General features: G+C 46.9%; 23 protein-coding genes. 10 read left to right on the top strand and 13 right to left on the bottom strand.

Annotation, left to right across the window (positions count from 1 at the left end; all coding sequences use genetic code 11):
* Positions 1 to 17: 17 nt before the first annotated feature.
* The gene (locus C943_RS04850; RefSeq protein WP_008624840.1) at positions 18 to 1,475 is read right to left on the bottom strand and encodes a calcineurin-like phosphoesterase C-terminal domain-containing protein; all 1,458 of its coding nucleotides are present in this window, start codon (positions 1,473 to 1,475) and stop codon (positions 18 to 20) included.
* Positions 1,476 to 1,750: 275 nt separating this feature from the next.
* On the opposite strand from C943_RS04850, the gene C943_RS04845 reads away from it, so the two are divergent.
* Positions 1,751 to 1,972, top strand: a complete 222-nt coding sequence (locus tag C943_RS04845) for an addiction module protein (protein WP_008624829.1) — start codon at positions 1,751 to 1,753, stop codon at positions 1,970 to 1,972.
* 418 nt (positions 1,973 to 2,390) lie between these two features.
* Here the strand turns inward: C943_RS04845 and C943_RS04840 are convergent, their stop codons facing one another.
* The 8 genes from C943_RS04840 to C943_RS04805 all read right to left on the bottom strand — a co-directional run bounded on the left by C943_RS04840 (position 2,391) and on the right by C943_RS04805 (position 9,577).
* On the bottom strand, positions 2,391 to 2,777 hold the full coding sequence (locus C943_RS04840; protein WP_008624826.1) for a helix-turn-helix domain-containing protein: 387 nt from the start codon (positions 2,775 to 2,777) through the stop codon (positions 2,391 to 2,393).
* A 10-nt stretch (positions 2,778 to 2,787) separates the two neighbouring features.
* Positions 2,788 to 3,093: a type II toxin-antitoxin system HigB family toxin gene (locus C943_RS04835; RefSeq protein ID WP_008624825.1), complete on the bottom strand. Its 306-nt coding sequence runs from the start codon at positions 3,091 to 3,093 to the stop codon at positions 2,788 to 2,790.
* Between the two features lie 240 nt (positions 3,094 to 3,333).
* On the bottom strand, positions 3,334 to 3,861 hold the full coding sequence (locus tag C943_RS04830; RefSeq protein ID WP_008624824.1) for a lipid-binding SYLF domain-containing protein: 528 nt from the start codon (positions 3,859 to 3,861) through the stop codon (positions 3,334 to 3,336).
* Positions 3,862 to 4,083: 222 nt separating this feature from the next.
* Positions 4,084 to 5,220: a glycosyltransferase gene (locus C943_RS04825; protein ID WP_008624823.1), complete on the bottom strand. Its 1,137-nt coding sequence runs from the start codon at positions 5,218 to 5,220 to the stop codon at positions 4,084 to 4,086.
* Positions 5,210 to 6,352 carry a glycosyltransferase family 4 protein gene (locus tag C943_RS04820; RefSeq protein WP_008624822.1) on the bottom strand — a complete coding sequence of 381 codons (1,143 nt, stop codon included), beginning with the start codon at positions 6,350 to 6,352 and terminating at the stop codon, positions 5,210 to 5,212. Before C943_RS04820 ends, C943_RS04825 begins: the two co-directional genes overlap by 11 nt.
* 1 nt (position 6,353) lies before the next feature.
* The gene (locus C943_RS04815; protein WP_008624820.1) at positions 6,354 to 7,070 is read right to left on the bottom strand and encodes an acyltransferase; all 717 of its coding nucleotides are present in this window, start codon (positions 7,068 to 7,070) and stop codon (positions 6,354 to 6,356) included.
* Entirely contained in the window at positions 7,063 to 8,193 is a 1,131-nt protein-coding gene (locus C943_RS04810; RefSeq protein WP_008624819.1) for a glycosyltransferase family 4 protein, read from the bottom strand. The genes C943_RS04815 and C943_RS04810 overlap by 8 nt, the downstream gene beginning before the upstream one ends.
* Entirely contained in the window at positions 8,180 to 9,577 is a 1,398-nt protein-coding gene (locus C943_RS04805; RefSeq protein ID WP_008624818.1) for an O-antigen ligase family protein, read from the bottom strand. Before C943_RS04805 ends, C943_RS04810 begins: the two co-directional genes overlap by 14 nt.
* 240 nt (positions 9,578 to 9,817) lie before the next feature.
* On the opposite strand from C943_RS04805, the gene C943_RS04800 reads away from it, so the two are divergent.
* The 6 genes from C943_RS04800 to C943_RS04775 all read left to right on the top strand — a co-directional run bounded on the left by C943_RS04800 (position 9,818) and on the right by C943_RS04775 (position 13,748).
* Positions 9,818 to 10,336 carry a hypothetical protein gene (locus C943_RS04800; protein ID WP_040479062.1) on the top strand — a complete coding sequence of 173 codons (519 nt, stop codon included), beginning with the start codon at positions 9,818 to 9,820 and terminating at the stop codon, positions 10,334 to 10,336.
* Positions 10,337 to 10,483: 147 nt separating this feature from the next.
* Entirely contained in the window at positions 10,484 to 10,948 is a 465-nt protein-coding gene (locus C943_RS04795; RefSeq protein WP_040479060.1) for a hypothetical protein, read from the top strand.
* Between the two features lie 108 nt (positions 10,949 to 11,056).
* Entirely contained in the window at positions 11,057 to 11,692 is a 636-nt protein-coding gene (locus tag C943_RS04790; protein ID WP_211208861.1) for a hypothetical protein, read from the top strand.
* A gap of 260 nt (positions 11,693 to 11,952) precedes the next feature.
* A complete protein-coding gene (locus C943_RS04785) occupies positions 11,953 to 12,981 on the top strand; it encodes a phenylalanine--tRNA ligase subunit alpha (protein ID WP_008624814.1) in 1,029 nt (342 codons plus the stop codon).
* A gap of 131 nt (positions 12,982 to 13,112) precedes the next feature.
* Positions 13,113 to 13,325 carry a hypothetical protein gene (locus C943_RS04780; RefSeq protein ID WP_008624813.1) on the top strand — a complete coding sequence of 71 codons (213 nt, stop codon included), beginning with the start codon at positions 13,113 to 13,115 and terminating at the stop codon, positions 13,323 to 13,325.
* Positions 13,326 to 13,331: 6 nt separating this feature from the next.
* The gene (locus C943_RS04775) at positions 13,332 to 13,748 is read left to right on the top strand and encodes a putative toxin-antitoxin system toxin component, PIN family (protein WP_040479057.1); all 417 of its coding nucleotides are present in this window, start codon (positions 13,332 to 13,334) and stop codon (positions 13,746 to 13,748) included.
* A gap of 11 nt (positions 13,749 to 13,759) precedes the next feature.
* On the opposite strand, the gene C943_RS04770 is transcribed toward C943_RS04775, so the two are convergent.
* Genes C943_RS04770 through C943_RS04755 form a run of 4 tightly spaced genes read right to left on the bottom strand, consistent with a single transcriptional unit; the run spans position 13,760 to position 15,912 of the window.
* Positions 13,760 to 14,530, bottom strand: coding sequence for a phosphoglycerol geranylgeranyltransferase (locus C943_RS04770; protein ID WP_008624810.1), 771 nt, complete (start codon positions 14,528 to 14,530; stop codon positions 13,760 to 13,762).
* Positions 14,514 to 14,894, bottom strand: coding sequence for a hypothetical protein (locus C943_RS04765; RefSeq protein WP_008624809.1), 381 nt, complete (start codon positions 14,892 to 14,894; stop codon positions 14,514 to 14,516). The genes C943_RS04770 and C943_RS04765 overlap by 17 nt, the downstream gene beginning before the upstream one ends.
* A gap of 5 nt (positions 14,895 to 14,899) precedes the next feature.
* Positions 14,900 to 15,244: a phage holin family protein gene (locus C943_RS04760; protein WP_008624808.1), complete on the bottom strand. Its 345-nt coding sequence runs from the start codon at positions 15,242 to 15,244 to the stop codon at positions 14,900 to 14,902.
* A 56-nt stretch (positions 15,245 to 15,300) separates the two neighbouring features.
* The gene (locus C943_RS04755; RefSeq protein ID WP_008624806.1) at positions 15,301 to 15,912 is read right to left on the bottom strand and encodes a YkgJ family cysteine cluster protein; all 612 of its coding nucleotides are present in this window, start codon (positions 15,910 to 15,912) and stop codon (positions 15,301 to 15,303) included.
* A gap of 229 nt (positions 15,913 to 16,141) precedes the next feature.
* On the opposite strand from C943_RS04755, the gene C943_RS04750 reads away from it, so the two are divergent.
* From C943_RS04750 to uvrA, 3 genes are all read left to right on the top strand, one after another.
* Positions 16,142 to 17,074 (top strand): lytic transglycosylase domain-containing protein, encoded by a 933-nt coding sequence (locus tag C943_RS04750; protein WP_008624805.1) that lies wholly within the window; start codon positions 16,142 to 16,144, stop codon positions 17,072 to 17,074.
* Between the two features lie 64 nt (positions 17,075 to 17,138).
* Complete coding sequence (locus tag C943_RS04745) at positions 17,139 to 18,938, top strand: hypothetical protein (protein ID WP_008624800.1); 1,800 nt, start codon at positions 17,139 to 17,141, stop codon at positions 18,936 to 18,938.
* A 155-nt stretch (positions 18,939 to 19,093) separates the two neighbouring features.
* Positions 19,094 to 21,928, top strand: coding sequence for an excinuclease ABC subunit UvrA (uvrA, locus tag C943_RS04740; RefSeq protein WP_008624799.1), 2,835 nt, complete (start codon positions 19,094 to 19,096; stop codon positions 21,926 to 21,928).
* Positions 21,929 to 21,981: the final 53 nt, after the last annotated feature.

The raw sequence follows: 21,981 nt of genomic DNA, 5'->3' as shown, positions 1-21,981 counted from the left end.
CGAATTTGAATGAAAAGTTAGGAAATAACTTCCTCATAAACATTCCCGAACCTGTCCTTTACGCGAATTTTAATTTTGGCCCTAGGATCGATTTTCTTGAAGGCAAACATGTGTCCATTGACCTGGGGGCTGATCCAAGGTTGTTTTTTGGGTTTGTCGGGGGCATAGATATCCGCTGCCATTGGGTCGACGGTTTCCACGCGGGTCGGCGAACCTGCGACCCGATCGTTTTCGGTCCATTGGATTTCCCAAGCTGGATCCCAATTCCAAACGTTGACCAAATAATGGTCGGGATATTTGTCGCTTTTTCCCGGAGGATAAACCCTCAACTGAAAATCCTTGGTTTTGCCTACACTCTTGTAATGCCAAGACATTTCTCCCGAATTGGATTGGTAGACCCCGTAGCCTTTTGGTGTGCCGTCATAGCAGATTCCCGACCACCAGGCGCCCGAGATGGCGGCGGTATTGTGTTCAAAAATGTTTCCTTCCACCCGATTTTCGTTCCAATGCACGTGACCGGAGATCAGATGCGCTTTGTAGGGTTTGAGGATTTCATACAAGGCAGCCCGGTTTACGACCGATTCTTTGTTGGCATCCCGACCGGGATTGAGCCGAACAATATCAGAGAAGGAGGGGATATGCAGAAAAACAACGACTTCAGAGCCTTTTTCCAGTCCTTCCAAATCCTGCTCCAACCAACTCAGTTGTGTCTCGGATAGATACCCGTAATATTGCCGATTGCCCAAGAAATAGACGTCGCAAAGCACGACATAATGCGTCTTGCCGCGGTTGAAGGAATAGTACGGAGGACCGTATTGCGCCAAATAAGGAGCTTGCGCCGATTCGTTGGAGCGGGCCTGTAGGTCGATGTCGTGGTTTCCCAAGACTTGGAAAAAAGGAATCCCGGTGGATTTCAGCGCGCGGTTGTAGAAATCAAACAAGTCGAATCGATCAAAAACCAAATCCCCGCAACCTACACCAAAGAGATTTGGGTCAGCGATTTCTGATTTGGTTTGGATCATGTCGGCACAAGATTCAGTCCGGAAAAGATCCGCCTCCTCATCGGTTTGCACTTGTGGATCGGCTAGGACGATGAAATGGTGCCGGTCGTCTGACTGTCCCAATGGCCGCAAGTCAAAGTCGAGCGATTGGTTTTCTCGGTTTTTGTCCAGTTTTCTGAAAAAATCCACAGAGCCGTTTTCCAGCAAGTTGAAAGCATAACCCGCAGGATAGGAGAGGAAAACAAAATCACGATCTGTTTGGAATTCGAAATTACCCTTGCTATCCGTGACAAACACCGACTTGCCGTCCGAAACGCGGACACCCGCAAGCCCTTTCCCTCCGCTTCTGACACGTCCGGACACGGAAATCCAAGCAGACTCTTTGACTGGCGGCTGCGCTTTTACAAATCCCCATGAACCTAGCGCTGCCGCTGCTAGGGCTGTTCTTTTAACAAAAAGTCTCCTTCCATTCATGATTGTAGCCTATTTGAAATGCGGAAATGTAGCAAAAAATGGGGGTGTTTTGATCAGGATTTCTGCGAAGCTTGCTTGGCGCAAAACTATCGGACTACCCTTTCCCGGTCCAGTCCATAGGGTTGGATCAATACGTCCACAGGCAGTCCCAGCAATTCGGATAGATTTCGGATCATGTCTATCGGTGGGATTGTTTGCCTGTCCAAGTCTCACGATGCTATCCCTTGTCTTGTTGGCGTTAGATCCCTAGCTTTAATCATTCATTTCAAAATTCCATGGACATTCACGCAGCAAAGATCGACCTTATCCATTGGCTTACAGAGCTTCAGGATTATAGTACGCTCAAGCAGTTACTCGCTCTCAAAGACCAACATCAAAGCCATTTATCTGAGGCCCATAAGGCGCTGTTGGACGACAGAATCGCTTCTTATCATGCGGATCCAACAAAAGCCTTGGATTGGAATGATGTTGTGAAGGAGCTGGAGAAGAATTTATGAACTATAGGTTGAAAGTTCTTCAGGAAGCGAAAATTGACATCTCTGAAGTTATAGAATCTGTGTATCCCAATGTTTGCAAGCGGGAAAACATTTTTTTGTGGATTTAGCCAAGCCAACTTTGAACTTATACTTATTGGCAAAATGACCCAAACTTTGAAGAGCAAGTGGCGCAGATTCTTTACTTTCGGCGAAACGGACAGAATAATAGGAACCACAAAAGGTACAAGAGATAACAAAAGACCTGAATCACCAACATCCTTTTGTCTCTTTTGTGGTTGAAAAAATTGTCAGCAATGAGACGAGTGATCCAGACCACCAGAAATCCGAAGATTTGGAAAAACAAGAGATGATTGTCCGGCAAAATCGAACATGTTTGATTTCAAACTGAGGTCAATTTTGAAATAGGTCTATCTGATTTCTATTGCAATACCCGTTCCCGATCCAGTTCATAGGGTTGGATCAATACCTCCACAGGCAGTCCCAGCAATTCGGATAGATTTCGGATCATGTCGATGGTCAGAGCCCTTTTCTTATTCAGGATGAGGCTAACGGTCGTTTTGCTGCCGATAGCGGGGATAAGGTCTTTATCTTTCAACCCCCTTTTTTCCATTGTTTCTTGTATCGCTATGATGGGATGCGGCAGTGCAATTGGATAGTGTTGCTTTTCATATTTTTCGATGAGCGTGACGAGCAATTCGGCCTCCATTCCCTCCGCACTGCCTGGATGGGCATCAAAAATTTCTGTCAGCCTCGCCAATGCCAAATTGTACTCCGATTCCGTTGTGATGATTTTATCCCATTTCATAGGCTTCGAATTAAAACTGTTCAATTGTACTCGCATCAATCTTGTCGTAGGCGGCATGTGTCCCAATAAACTTGATGAAGACCCATTGTCTCTCATAACTGATCTGGGCGACTAGCCGATACTTGTTTCTTGTGATGTTGAACACTACCCGATTATTTTTCACCGGATCCGCATCGGGGAATGAAGCCACAACATCCGATGGTTTTTGCCAAGAAGCGTTTTTGGTGATGGCTAGCCATGTTTCAATGCTTGCCTTGGCATCAGGATGCTTGAGGTAAAACAAGACTAGGTTTCTGACCGCAATGATGTTTTTCAAGTTGTATTTAGTAACGCATAAATTTAGCAAAAAGTTTTCAATTTGAAAACAAAATGCTCCTGCTTTTGACCCAAAAATTAGCCGTCCGGATTCCCTAGTCCCTTCCATGCAAAAAACGCAAACTGCTATTCCACTACTGGATAGACTTTGTCACTAGGCTGCGGCTCTTTAAAAAGCCGTATGCCTAACGAAATTTTTCATTTCCGAAGATCCCAAATTAAGATCCTGATAAATTCGCGTCTACTTTGCTGTATAGCTGAACTTTTGACCGCCCAGGGAAGCCTCATACATCAGCCCCCCCTTGCTCTGCGTAAATACCAATACGCCGTTCAAGTACTTCGCACCCACCGATGCTTGCGGCTTAATCGCAACCGCCGAGACTTCCGCTCCAAACTCGATCTTATTGCTCGTAAATCTGTCAAAAGCTTCCTTGTTCTGGAAAAATATCACCTCGCTGTACCCTTGGCCACCTGCCTGGAAGCCAAGTGTTAACTGGGTCATTTTCGCATAACCTACTAGTTGGCCTTTCTCCCATACAACTCCGTTGCCTGTGGCTCCTCCTACTCCAAGTCCACCTTTTCCGATATTCGGGAAGATTACATAACCGTGTGAACTCTCGAATAGGGTTTGGAGATGAGGATCGGTTTCAAGAAATGCGGCTTTGGCTTCATTTGCATCTTTGGTTATTTTATCCAGTTTCTTGATCGACTGACCATTGGCAAAAGATGAAATGAAGAGAAAGAGGAGGGAAATTGATAAGTTTTTCATATCGAATGGTATTTGTGATGGTTCCTAGGTGTATTGGCGCGAGAGTGTCTAATGTTCTTAGAAATGTTTTTCCAAAGGTTACATATGCCAAAAATAAAGACTATCAGACCACAGTGAACTTGATTCTCTCCGATACATATGTGATTCAAATTATCAAAATTTACTGAGTGTTCTAGGAAGAAGACGTGAAAAAGAAATCATTACACCCTGTTATTTTTCAGATTACACTTTTTTGATTCTTTTCCCCAACTCCCTAAAAACATCCAAATACTGCTCCGCAACGGTATCCCATTGGTAGCGGGTTGTCAAGCCTTCACGGGCGGTGCTGCGGAATTGGGATAGGGCATCCGGGGAAGCTTCCGCCCGATGGATGGTGTCGGCCACAGATGCCGCGGTCTTGGCGAAGTACCAGCCGTGCTTGCCGTTTTGCAACATCTCTTGGTTGAAGCGGGTATCCAAAGCCAAAATCGCGCAGCCATAGCCCAGTGCTTTCAACATGGCCGGGTTGGTACCACCGTATTCATGTCCATGGAAATAGGCGTAGCAGTGGTGATACAGCGACTTGAGCTCCTCAGGATCTGTGACATAGCCCGTAAAAAGCAGCCGCTCGTCTTTCATATTTTTTAGCCGGCTGGCATACGCATCCTGAAATGGTACGTCCCCTACTACGACCAGCTTGCGCTTGGATTTTGAAGCCAAAAACCCTTCGATGATCAGGTCGGCGTTGTTGTCAGGCACAAGTCGGCCCACAATCAGAAAGTAGCTTTCCCGCTCGAGTCCCCATTTGCGGATTTTTTCGGGATCGGCGCTCAGGGAGATATTGGCGCCATAAGCGATCACCTTGGATGGGGTTTGGAACATTTCGAGGTAGATGTCCCGCATTGCGTCCGAGTCGTTGATGATTTGGTCGTACCACTTGGTAGCCATCCGGGAAGCCCAAAGGAAATACTTCGCACCGAGTCCTTTCCATTTGGGTCGCAGCCATTCCAATCCATCGACGTTGATGGCGGTGGGTTTACGGAAAAGTCGGGAAATGATGCCAAATGGCCCATTCCCACTGTTGACCACAAAAATCACGTCCACATCCGAGAGGCAGGCATGGACCATCGAAATGAAGGAATGGCTGAGTTGGGTGAGACTTTTGGTCTCGATCGCAGGGGTGTAAATCAAGCGGACACCATTGACTTCCTTCGGTTTGTCCTTGAAAAGCGAACGGTGGCAATAGACCCTGACCTCAACATCCTTTTTGACAAGGCGTTCGGAGAGCTCTTTGACCAAGGTCTCGTAGCCACCATAGACGTAGGGGTAGCCCTTGCTCCCGAGGATGCAGACTTTCAGCTTTTTTCCTTTATCGCTCATCTTCAAAAAACTTGACAAACTTTCTTTCGAAGGCTTCGGTGGAGAATTTTTCCAACACCCGCTCCCTTCCTTTTTCGCCCATCAGCGGCAATCTTTCAGGGTTTTGAAGCATGGATTGGATCAGCGCTGCGGCTTTTTCGGCATCGTTCCAAGGGATCAAAATGCCCGTTTCGCCGTGCAGCAGCATTTCGCAGGCACCGCCATGGGCTGTAGCCGCGACAGGCTTTCCCGATGCCATCGCTTCCAATATTACGGTCGGAAAAGGATCGGGCAAAATCGAGGGCAACACAAACAAATCCAAGGATTGGATCAGGGCTGCGATATCATTCCTGAAACCCAAATAGCTTACGTTTTTTTCCAAACCCAAATCCCTGATTTTTTGAAGCATTTCCTCCACCAAATTTTCCATGCCGGGAAATGCATCCCCCGCGATGATAAAGTGCAGCTTTGGGTTTTGCTTCAAAAGTTTCGCCGCAGTCTCCAAGAAGTATCCTTGCCCTTTCCAGGTATTGATACGGCCAATCATGCCGATTCGGAGGCAGTCTGTGGGGATTTTCAGGTCGCGCAGCACATCAGGATGCTTTTCGAGATAGGCTTCGTAGTCAATGCCGTTGTACAAAAGATGGATTTTGGAAGGATCCATAAAGGGTCGCCAATGGTCTTTCACCGCTTGGGATACCGCCAGGACCGTATCCGCGGACCTGCCGACAATCTTGCCCATGAGTTTGGCAAACCAAGCGGGTTGGACGAGGATTTCGTGCAGGTGCCAAATATGCTTTGCGCCGATGGGTTTGGCCACGAGTGCCCCGACCAATACGGCCGACGTGTTGGAATACAAATGGGTTACCTGCTTTTCCCTCCCCAGTTTTTCCAAAAAAGTCCTGGCTTTTCGCAGCGCCAAGACCCGATTGGCCAATCCGGGGAGGTTGAAGTATTTTCTGCGAAGGATGCCGAGTCGATGGATATGAACTTCGAGGCCTTTTTGTCTTAGATTTTGTACCAAAGGACCCTCTTCGGACAGCACAACCGTCACCCGATGGCCTGCGGCTTGGAGGGCGGCGGCGGATTGGAGGAAGATTTTGCTCGCCCCATACAAATCCGAAGAACCATGCAACATCAGGATCGAAGCCATGTCAGGGTTGTGGTTCTTTGCGGAATTTGACGACTTTGGCAGGATTGCCCGCCACGATGGCGTAGGGCGGAACATCCTTGGTCACCACGCTCCCCGCGGCAACAACGGCCCCTCTGCCCACCGTCACGCCTGCCAAAATCAGGCTGTTGGCAGCCAGCCAACAATCATCTTCGATTTTGACAAATGAGCGGGTGACGCCCTGTTCGATCATGGGTTGGTCTGTGTTGGAAAAATTATGGTTTTCCGAGTAAATGCTCACCCGCGGCGACATCATGACGTTGTTGCCGATTTCGATATAGCCCGAGCAACCGATGTAGCAATACGGGCCAATGCTGCTGTTGTCGCCGACTTTCAATCCCACACCAGCCTCGCCTCCGTAGAGATTGGTCGGACGGATGATGGCATAGCTGCCGATGGTGACTTTGTCCCCAAATTCCAGGCCTTTTTGGGAAAGGCCATTGATTTCGCAGTGGTCTTGGGCGATGAAGTTGCGCCCGACGCGGATGTACGATGCCTGACGGATGGTGACGCCTTTTCCGATCAGAAACAATCCCTTCGTCTTTCCGAATCGCCAGCGTACGAAAAAGCCCCGCAGCATCCACCAAGCCATTCTTGCCAAGGCTCCCAAAGTCGAAACACCATCCCAATCCGAACCAAATCGGTTGCGAAAGTCTTTGCCTGTCAGTTTGGAAATGGTGTTTCCGAGAAAACTACCCATGGAGGATCATTTTAAAAGTTTGGTCCAAAGATAGGAAAAACTTCTCCGTACCGAATTCCTGCAGGCGCTTTTGGCCTTTTTGCCGCATGTCGCTAACGAGATCGGGATGTCGGTCCAGGTGGACAATGGCAGATTTCAAGGACTCCGGGGTGTCGGATTCCAAAACCCAGGCCGCATCGCCCGCGACTTCTTTGAGAGCGCCTTGGTTGGAAATGATCACCGGAAGCCCAAAGGAAAAAGCCTCCAGCACCGGCAGTCCAAATCCTTCATTGGCCGAGGGAAAGACGTAAATCCTGGCTTGAGAAAAATAGGCTGCGAGCATTTGCTCCGTCACATATCCAGGAAACAGGACTTTTTCTTTCAATCCTAAACTTGAAACCAGTTCCCGCAGGCGGTCAAAATCATCCAAGGTCTTTCTGGGGCCGCGCTGTCCGACGAGGATAAGTTTCCAATCGGCAAATGCCGGGTCCCGCGCAAGCAACGCAAATGCTTCGATCAGCAGGCTGAGGTTTTTCCTTTTTTCCAATACCCCTACGTGCAGGATGTATGGGAAATCCAAAACCTGCATTTTGTCGGGGGTGTTTGTGCTCAGCGATATTCCCGATGCCGGATAGACGCGGCGGACGGGTATCTTTTCAAATCCCGGCAATTGCTGAATCCTGTTTTTGGAAAAGTCGGTAACGGTGATGATTCGGCCGTGACGCCTGAGGCCTTTTTCCAAAAAGTACAGGTAATATTTTCGCCACAGGGGGTGGTAATGCTCGGGACTGTCCCAGAAGAAGGTATCGTGCAGCACGGAGACCTTGATTCCCCGACCCCATAACGGCACCATGATATCCGGGCAAAAAACCACATCCGCCCGGTGAACATAAGAAAGCAGCGGAAGCACGACTTGCTTTCTCCAAAAGTAAAGCACTTGAAAAAGGAGGTTTTTCCATTTGGAAGTCTTGCCTTTGAAGAAGGAATTTTCCTTGATCTTCCGAAAATCGGGGGAAATGATGTAGTCGCATTCGGAATTTTCGTGCCGCAAGATCTCTTCGCAGACCGTCACCATGTAGGTTTTGATCCCTGTTTGGGCTACGTGCAGGTAATAGGCATCCACCAATATCCTAGGCTTTCCCATCGACGACTTTCGGTTTTTGGTTGAGGGCATAGCCAATCATCCACCAGGATATCCAACTCACGTAGGCGTACATTTCGGCATTGGCAGTAAAGAGTGGCAGCAGCAGTCCGGCTTTGACCGCAGCGCCAGTGAAGGCCACACGTGCCGTCATGACATTGTCGCTGCTGCGAAAAACGCGGATGGAAAGTTTGATGCCAAGGTACAGCATCACGATATAGAGGAGCATGCCAGGAATACCCATCTGCACGCCATAGATCAGAAATTGGTTTTCCCCGCCCACGCGCACATCGTCGGTGACGCTGCCCATATTGCCACTCATGGCGAGGCCGATGCCGAGGGGATTGGCAATCATGGAATCCAGGGCAACCAGCCACTCGATCAGGTGGCCCATACTGGAGGCATTTTCGAAGGTGATCGTATCCAAGACAAAGAAATAGAAATCCTCCGAGGCAAAGAAGATGACAAACACGACGAAAAGCACGCCCATGCTTGCCCCAAAAAGGATGAGTTTGTACAGCCTGAAGATGATCGCCACAAAAAAGAGCATGATGAAAAATGCCCCAAATGCAGCCCGTGAGGAGGCGAGAAACAAACTTGCCAACGCACACAGCATCACGATGAAATATGGAACGGAGTCTTCCCTTTTTGTTGTCAGGTACCAAATCAGTCCCGCGGCAAAGCCCAAGAGCACCGAACTCGCCAACTCCAAGGGGTCGGAAAAGAGCGAACCCAAGCGCTTGGTGACCGCCTGCGTTTCAAAGGTCCAGGTCAGGCCAAAATTACCCGAGGGCGCTACGTCGTTGATGGCTTGGTTGAAATTGGCGTAGCCCGTCAGGGTTTGGAAATGGGTGTCCAATGCGATTTCCAACAGATTGACCACAAAGGCGGCGATCACGATACCGAAGATGATGTGAAAAACCCACTTGATTTCCCCGTCCGCAAAGCGGGTATTCCGGCCCATCGTGTACACCAAAGCCGGGATGAGGAGTCCCTTCAGGTAAAAGGCCTTGTTGACAAAGGAAGCTTCTCCCAGGGGAAGGAAGAGAAAGACAACAGCTAGGAAAATGAAGGCCAAATAGGCTTTGTCGAGTGCATTGAGCTTGAAGGGGTATGCCCAAAAATCCCGCTGGTAAAGGACAAATGCCCCGATCGCAAACAGGACGATCAGGTCCTTGTACGACTGCAAGCCCTTGACTACGGGCACCGAAGCCGTCACGCCGTAGGCCACACTTAGGTACACCGTATACACCGGAAAATACAGCAGCAGGATATAGATGCAGTATTCCCATTTTCCAAAAAGCATGGTCTGCTTCACTGCCCAGTAGCTTACCGTCAGGAACAACAATGACAGGGATGCAAAAAGGATGAGTTGGACCGGAAACATCAGGGGCCAATATTAAGCTATTTTGCGCCGATATCCGAAAAATGGGGGATTTGGGGGGTAGTCAGAAAAATTTGGAAAAGGTCGGGAATGCAGAAAATCAAGTCGCCCTTTGACGATTTTAAATAATTCCATAGTTTTAATAAAACCTGACAAATACGGGCTAGAAATCAGGCGTAGAAGCTAAAAATCGGGATACTGAGTCTGAAAGTCGTCAGGGGTATAAACAAGTTACATACCAGTATGAGAACAATTATCGTGATCTTTCTTCTTTTTCAAATTCAATCAGCAATTGGTTGTAATTGTGTTAAAATTAAAGCTTTAGCTACAAATCAAAAAGAAAACTTTTTATATTCTGAATTAATATTCATAGGTGAACTACTTAAATCAAATAATGATGGATCCTACGAATTTCAAATAATCGAGCTTTTGAAAGGTAAACATCCAGGTAGAAATGTGATAGGAAAATATCATTCAAGCTGTTCAGTTATTCCTAAGATGACAGATAAAATTTGGATTGTATATGCAGACCTAGACGAAAATGGAATTATTGACATTCATGAATGTGGCTTATCGAGAAGTTTTGACTTTCCATTCCTCAGGCACAAACAGGCATTCGTACCACCGCCGTTAGATTTAAATAATCACGATCGAACTTTGTCAATGATTAAACAATTTCAACAAATGGCAAAATATATGGAAAAAGCTCTTAAAGTATTAAGAAAGGAAATTGAACAATTACGTAAATGGAGAAAAGAATAACCAGTGTGTAACATCACCTTGGAAGACAGCGGGGGGTTCAGAGTAAATTGAAAGTTTAGTATCTTAAAGGAGTTAGGAGTAGGCTTGATTAGAACGGCTCCGAAAGCCCGCCTTCTCCAAGCTGAATCACGTTGATGATAATTTGAAATGAAAAAACACCAAGCCATATATTCTAAGATTAAGGAACTTTTGAAAAACCATTTCGGAAGTGACTTAAGAGAATATGAAGACGGTGACCACCTATCAATTGGTGAAACAGGAATATGGATTTGTTGTGACGAAAGAGAATTGACAGTTGGATATGGTTTAGTACACCAACATTTTGACCCAGAATATGATGACATTCAAAATGCAATTGACAGATTTTTCAATCTGCTGACTAAAAGAAAGCGAATAACTAGATATTACAAGGGCAGCTTTCCATATAAAAGCAAGACTGAACTTATACTAAGCGACTCAGAATTTGAGAATTTAGGAACGGCAATGACTTGGTTGTTTCCCTATTGGAAAAAGACTAAGAAAGAAACAAAATTTGAAGAGAAATTAGTTGATCTTTCGACAATTGAAAAAGACGTTAAAGAAATAAAAAACTATGCAAAACAACGCATATAGCTAATGGCGGGCAAATGGCTTTCAGCAAGGCTTTCGCTCTGCAGCCAGCTTTCGTTTCGGTGGACAGTAAAGTGCTTCGAATCCGCTACTTTACATACACACATACCGATGGCAGACATTAAAATGAAGCCAGTTTTCTACATATTATTTACTTTTATTGCTACCGTCTCGTATGGACAAATCAGCGAAACCGACAGCGACAAAGCCGATTTGCTAATTGACAATTTTCAAAATCATGTCGACTCTACTAACCAATTGACCAACGGAGCCAAGATTTTCTATATCAGTGACACCTTATTCAGAGGAATGATATTGACCTTGAAAAATGGGGACAAAATCGAACTCGACCTTCGATACAAAGACAACTTTCGCGGCTATACAGAATTAGGTGCTGACTTTGAAAACTACGTACTCGTGAAGCATCGTGGAGACGGATCAGGAAACCCTGAGGAACTCCGAGTAATCAACAAAAAGACAGGTAAAGATAAATGGCTTGGAAACTATCCATTCTACATTGACAAGGAAAATGAAATTGGAGTTTACGAAGCTTACACGGATTTATCTTCAAATATTGTAGTTCACGACTTCTCGACAGACGAAACAGAAACATATCCGACACCGGACACTAAATGTATATGCTGCGAATGTTTTGAAATTACTCAATTTGACAATGAAAGTTTCACAATAAAATTTAATGACCCTGAGGACAAAGGGACAGAATTGAAAGTGAAAAGAAAAAAATAATGTTCGCCAGCATCGGCTATAGCAAATGCGGGCTGGCCCCCATTAGCATAGATTGGCGCAGACGCTAAGCTTATCCCGATGTCTTTCGAGGATGTGACTACGCTTTTCTATTTTTTTGGAATTTGTAATTCCACCCAGTCATCGGCGAAAGCTTATACTAAACCGAGAAGTGGAACCCTCTGCTATTCAAATTTCCCCCTGATTTACCTCCATATCCTGCCAATTATTTTAGCTTTGTGGCTTTGAAAAACCAGATTCCCATGCATCAGGAAAAAATCGAAGCCATCAAGTCCGCCATTGCCGCAGCCAGTGCTGCCACCGAGGAGGAATTGGAAGCTTATAGGATGAAGTTTATCAGCAAAAAGAGCATGGTCGGCGAACTCTTCGCTGCCATGAAGGATATCCCCAATGACCAAAAGCGTGCCTATGGCCAATTGGTCAATGAGGTGAAGGACTTGGCCGAGGAGAAATTCAAATCCCTGATCGAAACCGTCAACCAATCCAAAAAACAATCCAAGTCCAAGGATTTGGACCTGACGCTGCCTGCTGTCCTGACGCCTGCGGGCGGGATTCACCCCCTGACCGCGACCCGGCAGCGCATCATCGAGATATTTGAGCGCATCGGCTTCAACCTTTCCGAAGGACCCGAAATCGAAGACGATTGGCATAACTTCACAGCCTTGAATTTTCCCGAAAACCATCCTGCGCGCGAGATGCAGGACACTTTCTTTTTGGAAAAAAATCCCGATATCGCCCTGCGTACCCACACTTCATCCGTACAGGTGCGCGTGATGGAAAACCAAAAACCACCGATTCGCACACTTTCCCCGGGCCGGGTGTACCGCAACGAGGCCATTTCGGCCCGTGCACATTGCATCTTCCACCAAGTGGAGGGACTGTATGTGGATGAGAATGTCGGTTTTGCGGATTTGAAAAATACGCTGTACCACTTTGCCAAGGAGATGTTTGGCAAGGAAACCAAGGTGCGGTTCAGGCCTTCTTTTTTCCCGTTCACCGAACCGAGTGCCGAGATCGATATTTCATGCCTGATTTGTGGCGGCAAAGGCTGCAACGTCTGCAAAGGCACAGGTTGGGTGGAAATCGGCGGTTCCGGGATGGTCGACCCGAATGTCTTGGAGAACTGCGGGATAGATTCAAAAAAATATACCGGCTTCGCCTTTGGGATGGGTATCGAGCGTATCGCCATGCTGAAGTACCAAATCCGCGACCTGCGCCTGTTTACCGAAAACGACGTGCGCTTCCTGCGGCAGTTTGGGCCCCTATTGTAGACAAGATTCCAACGCCTCCAAAATGGGGGCGTTTTTTTTGCCATTCCACCAAGTGCATACACTCGAATCCAGAATCCCGCTAGATTTGCTAAATTAGCGGTGTATTCCGTTACCAGAAATTAATCATTGCCATGCCAAACTCCCTAAATGAAGCTCAACTGGAAATCCTGAGGCTTTTTGGCCACGAACAATCAGAAGAAGATTTACAGGAATTGAAATCATTGCTGATAACTTACCTTGCAGATAAGGTGGTCAGGGAAGCTGACAAGGCTTTCGATAAACAGCATGAGCCGCAGGCTATTTTCGAAAAATGGAAAAAGGAGCATTTTCGAAAACAGGCTTAGCCAGATATGGTCATTGTAATTGACTGCAACATATTGGTGATGTGCTTGACTTCAAGGTCTCCATATCATTTGGTTTTTCAGTCCTTGGTGAAACGTAAATTCGACTTGGCAGTCACTGAAGAGATTTTGCTGGAGTATGAAGAAATCATCCAACTGAAATATGGGGTACGAACTTCTGGCAGCTTTATCTCATTGCTTAGGGAGCTCCCAAACGTTCATTATGCCAACACCTATTTCAAATGGAATCTGATAGCGGCGGATCCTGAAGACAATAAGTATGTCGATTGTGCGATCGCGTCACGGGCCGCATTTATTGTTACTGAAGACAGGCATTTTTCAGTATTGGCTTCAATACAATTCCCGAGTGTCTCAGTTTTATCTTTAGATGGGTTTATGAATCTGCTGGAGGAGGGGAATCGATAGTTTTTTCATCCTCAATTCGCCATCACCCGCAGTGATTCTACAAAGGCTTTGGCTTCTGCGAGCAGCTCTGGGTTTTTACCGATGCCGTTGCCGACGACGACCAAGTCAGCTCCTGCAAAAAATGCGTTTTTGATCTTTTCGAGGCTATTGAGTCCCCCACCGACAATCAGCGGCTCCGTCATTCGCTTCTTGAAAGCCTTGATCAATTCCATCGAAACGGGCTGTGGTGCCCCACTGCCCGCGTCCAAGTAAAAATACTTCAGCCCCAGAAACTTCCCCGCCAAGGCAGTTGCCACTGTCAAGTCCGGATGGTGGTTGGGCAAAGGGATCGTTTGGCTGATGTAATGCACGCTGGTTTTTTCTCCCCCGTCCACAAGCATATAGCCGGTCGGCAGGATTTCGATATCCGTTTTTTCCAGCAAAGGAGCGATTTGAACATGCTGTCCAATGAGAAGGTCCGGATTTCTTCCGGAAATCAAGGACAAAAACAACAATGCATCTGCCTTTGGAGAAAACTGGAGGGTATTTCCCGGAAAAAGTACGGTAGGGATTTCCGGACACAGCGAAGCCAAATGGGAAAGAATCTGGTCCACATGATTGCGCTGCAACAGACTTCCGCCTACAAAAAGCAAATCAACTTTTGCACTGATGGCAGCCTCTGCTGCATTTTCCAGATCCTCCGTCGTCCGGATATCATCGGGGTCGATGAGCCAGGCAATTCCCTTTTTGGCGGAGTTGGCCAGTTCTTCCAAAAATACCCCAACCCTATTTTTGCGGTTCATCGGTTTTCTTGGTAGCGGATTCCTGCAGTTTGGTCAGAAGTTGCTCTTTGCCATAATTCAAAGCCATCGGGAGCAAAGCTATCCCTACCCGTCCGAGCAATCCAGGTTCTGCTTTTTGGGTCAGTTTTTTCTTAATCTCGGCATCCAGCAGACCTTCTTTTGCCAGGGTTTCCATGACCTTTTTGGTCTTTTTCTTTTCCTTGTTTTTGCCGAATATTTGGTAAAGTCCAAATGCAAGCAAGCCGCTCGCCAAAGCTACGGCGCCTATCTTTACCCATTCCTCAGATTCTTTTTTGGCTACTTCCAGCTGCATTTGCAGCGTCTGTTCCAGCTCTTTGGATTTTTTTTCCAGCTCTTCTTTCATCGTGTTCAGTCGTTTTTTCCGCCAAAGAGAAATTGATTAAGGATAAAGTGGAATGCGCCGATGAGTTTTTTGGAATTGCGCATCAGGTAGAGACCTATCAAAAGCAACACGTACAGCAGTGACACCACCAAAAATCCCATGTATGGTGTCCTTGCCCATTCACTGATGAGATAGGCCAAAGTGAAGCTGGCGAAAATCATAATCAGCAAAATGACCAAGCCGATAAAGAACAAGAGGAAAACCCGCGCCAACACTGTAGCTAATTGTTGGTTGATTTCCTCTTTGATCATCTGGATGCGGACATCGATGAGCTGTCGGACCGTTTGTATGATTTCGGAAATGTTCAGCATGGTCTTGTTGTTTGGAGAGAAAGAATTCACATACAATATACGGCAAAAAGCCCATTTCATAAACTTTCGCCGGGATCTTGGCTTGCCATGTCCCGGTAGTAGCAATAGTTCAAAACCAGCTCAAGGGCCTTGTGAATCGCTTGGTTGATCGGCATTTGGTCATTGGTCAGTTGGAAATCGATATTGTACAATTGTGCATAAGTACCTGAGCTCGAAGGTATCGGCATATCGATATTGACTTGCTCAGCGGCGGTTTCAAAAAGCTCCGGGTTGGCCGATTTGATTTTTTTGCAGGTGATGATTTCCTTTCTTCCGGATTTATTGGTCCGGTAGGAAGAGCTAAAAAGGCGGCAAATCAGTCCCCGGTTTTGATAGTCCGAGCAGAAGCCTTTTTCGCCATCTGCTGAGGTTGCTTTGTAAATGATGCACCAGTCCGAATCGGATTTGGATTCAAGCAATTCGAGCGCTTTTTCCGCTTTTCCTTTTTCGTACAAGTCAAAAGCCAATGGCAAAAACTCAAGCACTGAAGCGCTTACTTTGGGATTGGAACAGCAGAACCCACAACCCGGAAGGCAGGTGAGTTGGCTGGCTCCCAGGAATGCCTTGATTTCTCGGTCAAGTTCCTGAAATACCCGTCTGACTTCCTTCGATTTCTCTTCCAGATTCATATTGTCTTGCAAAAAGCCAACGAAGGTAAATAGACTTGCGGAGTCCCGCAAATACACTTCATTCGGGACATGGATTGCCCAAAACGGAATTTGGGTTTTGAATACCCAGTTTAAGCCCTATTTTGGGCTTCGTTATGACAGCTGGCGGTAGGCGAGCCAATATCCCGCTGATTCATGCGCATCAATCGTATTCACATACTTCAGGAAAGGGACATTGAAACAGCTTCATTTGATCGTAATTTATAGCTTGCTTGGCCTGCTTTTGGCCTGGACAATCTGGCGGGAATCAAAGAGCACCGCCGAAACCGAACAGCAGGAAATCCTTATCCAAACCGAAGAGGGTGAATCATTGCGTTTTACGATGCCCGAACCGAAGGCCAGGATTTTCGAGATACCCGCAACGTTGACTTTCGCCGGTGAGGAGGTACCCATGAAATTACCGGACGTGAGGGAGCGCTTTGAGCGCGAGCTTTACGTCAATGTATATTGGCAATCCAACATGATTTTGTTGATGAAAAGATCTGGAAAGTACCTGGCGGTCATCGAAAAGATCTTAGCCGAAAATGGCATCCCGGATGACTTCAAGTACTTGGCGATGGCCGAATCGGGACTGATGAACGTTGTGTCTTCGGCGGACGCACGCGGTTTTTGGCAGATTCTCGAAGGCACGGCCAAGGACTATGGGCTTGAAGTGAGGGATGAGGTGGACGAACGATACCATCTGGAAAAATCGACCAAAGTGGCCTGTGGATATTTCAAATCAGCCTATGCCAAGTTTGGGAATTGGACCTCGGTGGCAGCAAGCTACAATGCCGGAATCGCAGGTATCCGAAGGCGAAAAGAAGAGCAGCACAAAGACAATTACTTTGACCTGCATTTGGTGGAAGAGACGAGCAGGTATTTGTTCAGGATTTTGGCCTTTAAGGAAATATTCGAAAATCCCGAGAAGTATGGCTTTGAGTTGGCGGAAAAGGACCTGTACCGCATGCCCGTTTTGCGGGAGTTGGCCGTGGATCAAAGCATACCCGATCTTGCAGCTTGGGCGATAAGGCACGGCTCCAATTACAAGGAGCTGAAAATGTATAATCCATGGCTACGTGACAGGAAACTTCCCGTAAGGCGCGGTAGGCGCTACCTCATCAAACTTCCTGTCGAAGATTGAAAAATCCCCCAAACCATATGGATATGTCCATTTTTTGATAACTTAATCGGGTATTGCCGATTTTATGAAAAAAGTCCTTTATGTTTTTCTGTTTCTTGCTGTCCTGCTTGGATTTTTGGTATTGGGTCTGCCTTTTTTCATCAACAAGTACCTGAATGCCAATGCGTCGAGGATCCTCACTGAACTCATCACCCGGACCAGCAGTTTCAGCGGACATGAGCTGAGTTTTGGCAAAATTGAATTGAACTACGACCACTTTGGCACTTATCTCAGGATCGACAGCATTGTGGTAAGCCCTTCAAATGTGTTGGGTGAGGATGATATCAAGATCAATCTTTTTGCGGAAAATCTCCATTTGACTGGATTCAAATGGCGTCCCTTGATTTTTGACAATACGATTTCCATGGATTCGGCTTACCTGAACGGGATGGAGATCGTTTCTTCATTTCCGCCTTGGGATTCGCTTTTCACCGGCGCACCCCAACCAAAAAAGGAAAGGCCCAAGAAGGGGAAGGATTATGATCTGATAGAGGTGAAAGACATCGTTTTGCAGGATTTCTCTGTCAGTGTCAAAAACAATCTCTACGATTCCCTAAGATTGGCTTTGGTGGACATGGATATCTCGGCCGAAGGTTTCCAATTAACAAAAAGTGATATCGATAACGCCAAATCCTTGTTTCACGTCGATGTGGTCCAAGGAAGTATACAGCAAGTCGAGTTTCACTTTGACCGTTTCAGACAATATGCCTTGGTCAACAATGTGATCTTGGATTCATATACCAATAAGCTAAGCGTGGGAAGTTTGAGTTTGCTCAATAAGCAGGGCAAATTGCAATACACCTCGCAGTTTCCACAGCGACAAACGTGGTTGCAAATTCGGGATGCGCAAATGGAGATGGGCGGGGTAAGGTTTGGGAGTTATTTCAGAAATGGGGTCGTGGAGATGGATACCTTGAGGGCAAAAAACCTCAAACTTGAAGTATTCGTGGACAAGTTTAAGCCCGAAGACGTTAACAAAAGACCACAGATGGTGCATCAGGCCATCCAAAACTTGAAGCAAATCATCCATATCGAGAATGTGTTTGTGGAAGGAGCCCATGTGATGATCGAGGAAAGACCGGCAAACGCGTCAAATCGATTTGCCCACCTCTTTTTTTCTGATATGAATGCGCATATCACCAACGTGTCCAACTATCTCGAAAGACGGGGTAAAAACAGGACAATTTCAATAGATGCAGACGCCAAACTGATGGGTGAGGGCTTGCTCAAAGCAGCGATTCGCTATGACTTGGAAGATGAACAGGGTAAATTCACCATGAAAGGAACACTTGGCAAAATGGACCTTGGGAAGCTCAATACCATGATCGAACCCGAGGCAAAGGCAAGCATCAAATCCGGCACACTCAATCGGTTGGATTTTAACATCCTTGGCAACGACTACAGAGGTGAGGGGGAATTGATTATACGTTATGACGATTTGAAACTGGAATTGCTCAATAAGAACTACGAGCATGACAACAATCTCCTTAGGAAAATTGGGGCCTTTATGGCCAATACCATCGTCATTCGTTCCTCCAATCCCAAAAAGAATGGAAACCTGAACAAAGGAAGCATCTACTTTATCCGGGAAACCCACAAATCCATGTTTGCCTATTGGTGGAAGTTGATTTTTTCAGGTTTGAAGTCGACACTTTCAGGGGATGATTTGGATGAATTGAAGAAAAAGGAGGCTGACAAACGTTCTGGAAAGGAGGAGGAAAAAAAGGGACTTCACTTGTTCAAAAAGAAGGACCCAAGTGAAAAGCCCACCAAAGAGGAAAAGAAAGCTGCCAGACAAGCGAAAAAGGAGGCAAAAGGTTCTTGATGTCATTTTGGGCTTTTGTAGGGAAAGGTACGGATTCAAATCACTTCACAATTCAAAACCTTCCTGCTTTCAGACTGTTTTAAGATCGGGCCTTTCTGGGAATCCCGCTCACAAGTTCGTATTTTTGCAAGCTTCACAAACCTACACCTCCCTCAATGTTGGACGCACAAGTTGATACCAAAGAAGAGACCATCGAAATCTTTGGTGCCAGGGAACACAACCTGAAAAATATCGACATTAGTATTCCCCGCAACAAACTTGTGGTCATCACCGGCTTGAGCGGCAGTGGGAAGAGTTCACTGGCATTTGATACGATCTATGCCGAGGGACAGCGCCGCTACATGGAGAGTTTTTCGGCTTATGCACGGTCTTTTCTGGGTGGCATGGAGCGCCCCGATGTGGACAAGATCAATGGGCTTTCACCCGTGATTTCGATCGAGCAAAAGACCACTTCCAAGAATCCCCGCTCGACGGTAGGTACTGTGACGGAAATTTATGATTTCATGCGCTTGCTTTATGCGCGCGCGGGGGAGGCATACTCCTACCTGAGTGGGCAAAGGATGATAAGGCAAACAGAGGACCAAATCATTGAGCAGCTTTTTGAAAAGTTCAAAGGACAAAAGCTTTATGTCCTTGCACCGATTGTCAAGGGGAGAAAAGGACATTACCGCGAGTTGTTTGAACAGATCCGGAAAATGGGTTTTTCAAAAGTCCGCATCGACGGCGTGGTAATGGATGTGGTGCCCAAGATGCAGTTGGATCGCTACAAGATACACGATATTGAGATCGTGGTGGACCGGATAGTCGCAGACGAAGAAGACCACTACCGAATCAGCCAATCCCTCAAGACCGCCCTGCACCACGGAAAAGGTGTCATCATGCTCCGGGATGAGGCGGGAGAAGTCCATCATTTCTCAAAATACCTCATGGATCCCCTGACGGGGCTTTCATACGATGAGCCTGCACCCAATACTTTCTCGTTCAACAGCCCCTACGGTGCCTGCCCGACTTGCAATGGCTTGGGAGTGATTGAGGAAATTACGATTGAAAACATCATTCCCGATCGCAGTCTCAGCATCAGCCGTGGCGGGATAGCGCCTTTGGGAGAGTACCGGGACGTTTGGATATTCAAGAAAATCGAAGCAATTCTCAAGCATTATAAAGCCAGCATCACGACACCGATTGAGAATCTTCCAGAGGAGGTCGTGCATGTCATTTTGTATGGCGATAAGATCGAAGTAGCCGTGGATTCGGTGAAGTATCCTGGAACGATGTGGAACACCACTTTCGAAGGAATTGTGAATTTTCTCCAAAAGCAACAAGAAGGCGGCACCGATAAGATCCAAGATTGGGTCAATGAATTCACCGAGACAAAAGTCTGTCCTGATTGCAATGGATATCGACTGAAGAAAGAGGCGCTCCATTTCAAGATTGACAATCACCACATCGGGGAGCTGGCCATGATGGATATTGCTGCGTTGGGGGCTTGGTTCCTTGGATTGGAAGATCGGATGAGTGAGCGACAGAATACGATCGCGCGGGAAGTTTTGAAGGAAATCCGAAAGCGAATCGGTTTCTTGATGGACATTGGTTTGGATTACCTGTCTCTCAATCGTCCCTTGAAAACCCTCTCGGGCGGGGAAGCGCAACGTATCCGCCTCGCTACCCAGATTGGTACCCAACTCGTTGGGGTGTTGTACATTTTGGATGAACCGAGCATCGGATTGCATCAGCGGGACAACGTCAAGTTGATCAAAGCCTTGCAGGATTTGCGGGATTTGGGCAATTCCGTACTTGTCGTAGAGCACGACAAGGACATGATGTTGGAATCTGATTTTGTGGTGGATATCGGTCCGGGTGCCGGACGGCATGGGGGTCAGATCGTGGCTTTGGGCTCGCCCCAGGATTTTCTAAAAAGGAAAAGCATTACTGCCAAATACCTGGCCGGTGAGTTGAAAATACAAGTACCAAAGCAAAGAAGAATCGGTAACGGAAAGTTTCTCGAAATAAAAGGTGCCAAAGGAAACAACCTGAAGAATGTCGACCTCAAGCTCCCGCTTGGCACGATGATTTGTATCACCGGCGTATCAGGTAGCGGAAAAAGCACGCTGATTCATGAGACGCTTTATCCTATCCTGAACAAGCATTTTTTCAACGCAAAGAAAGAGCCGCTTCCCTACGATGCAGTGGAGGGACTGAAACATCTCGACAAGGTCATCGAAGTGGACCAATCACCGATCGGTCGCACACCACGCTCCAATCCTGCCACTTATACCGGTGTGTTTTCTGACATTAGAACGCTATTTACCGAACTTCCCGAGGCCAAAATCCGGGGTTATAAGCCTGGCAGGTTCAGCTTCAATGTGAAGGGCGGCCGCTGTGAGGATTGTGAGGGGGCGGGGATGAAGTTGATCGAAATGGATTTTCTCCCCGATGTACACGTGCCCTGCGAGACCTGCAAAGGCAAGCGCTACAACCGGGAAACCTTGGAGGTGAGGTTCAAGGGCAAATCCATCTCGGATGTGTTGGACATGACCGTGGAGCAAGCAGTGGAGTTTTTCGAAAACCAACCCAGTATTTTGAGGAAAATCAAAACCCTCAACGACGTTGGCTTAGGCTACGTGACCTTGGGTCAGCACGCAACCACGCTTTCGGGAGGAGAAGCGCAGCGTGTGAAATTGGCGACGGAGCTTTCGAAAAAAGACACCGGAAAGACATTTTACATTTTAGATGAACCGACCACAGGGCTACATTTCCAGGATATTGAGCATCTACTGGAGGTTTTGAATCGCTTGGTGGACAAAGGGAATACCGTCCTGATTATTGAACACAACATGGATGTGATCAAAGTGTCGGACCATATTGTGGACCTTGGATTGGAAGGTGGGGACAAGGGCGGTACAATCATCGCGACGGGTACTCCAGAGCAGGTAGCCCTGCACCCAGAAAGCCATACTGCGCGGTTTTTGAAGATGGAATTAAGTCTGTAACAGGATATAGCCTCATACGGACGGTAAATTACCCTTCCCAAAAAAAATATCCC

The organism is Mariniradius saccharolyticus AK6, assembly GCF_000330725.2.
Classification (GTDB): Bacteria; Bacteroidota; Bacteroidia; order Cytophagales; family Cyclobacteriaceae; genus Mariniradius; species Mariniradius saccharolyticus.
This window is presented reverse-complemented; position numbering and strand designations above follow the sequence as displayed.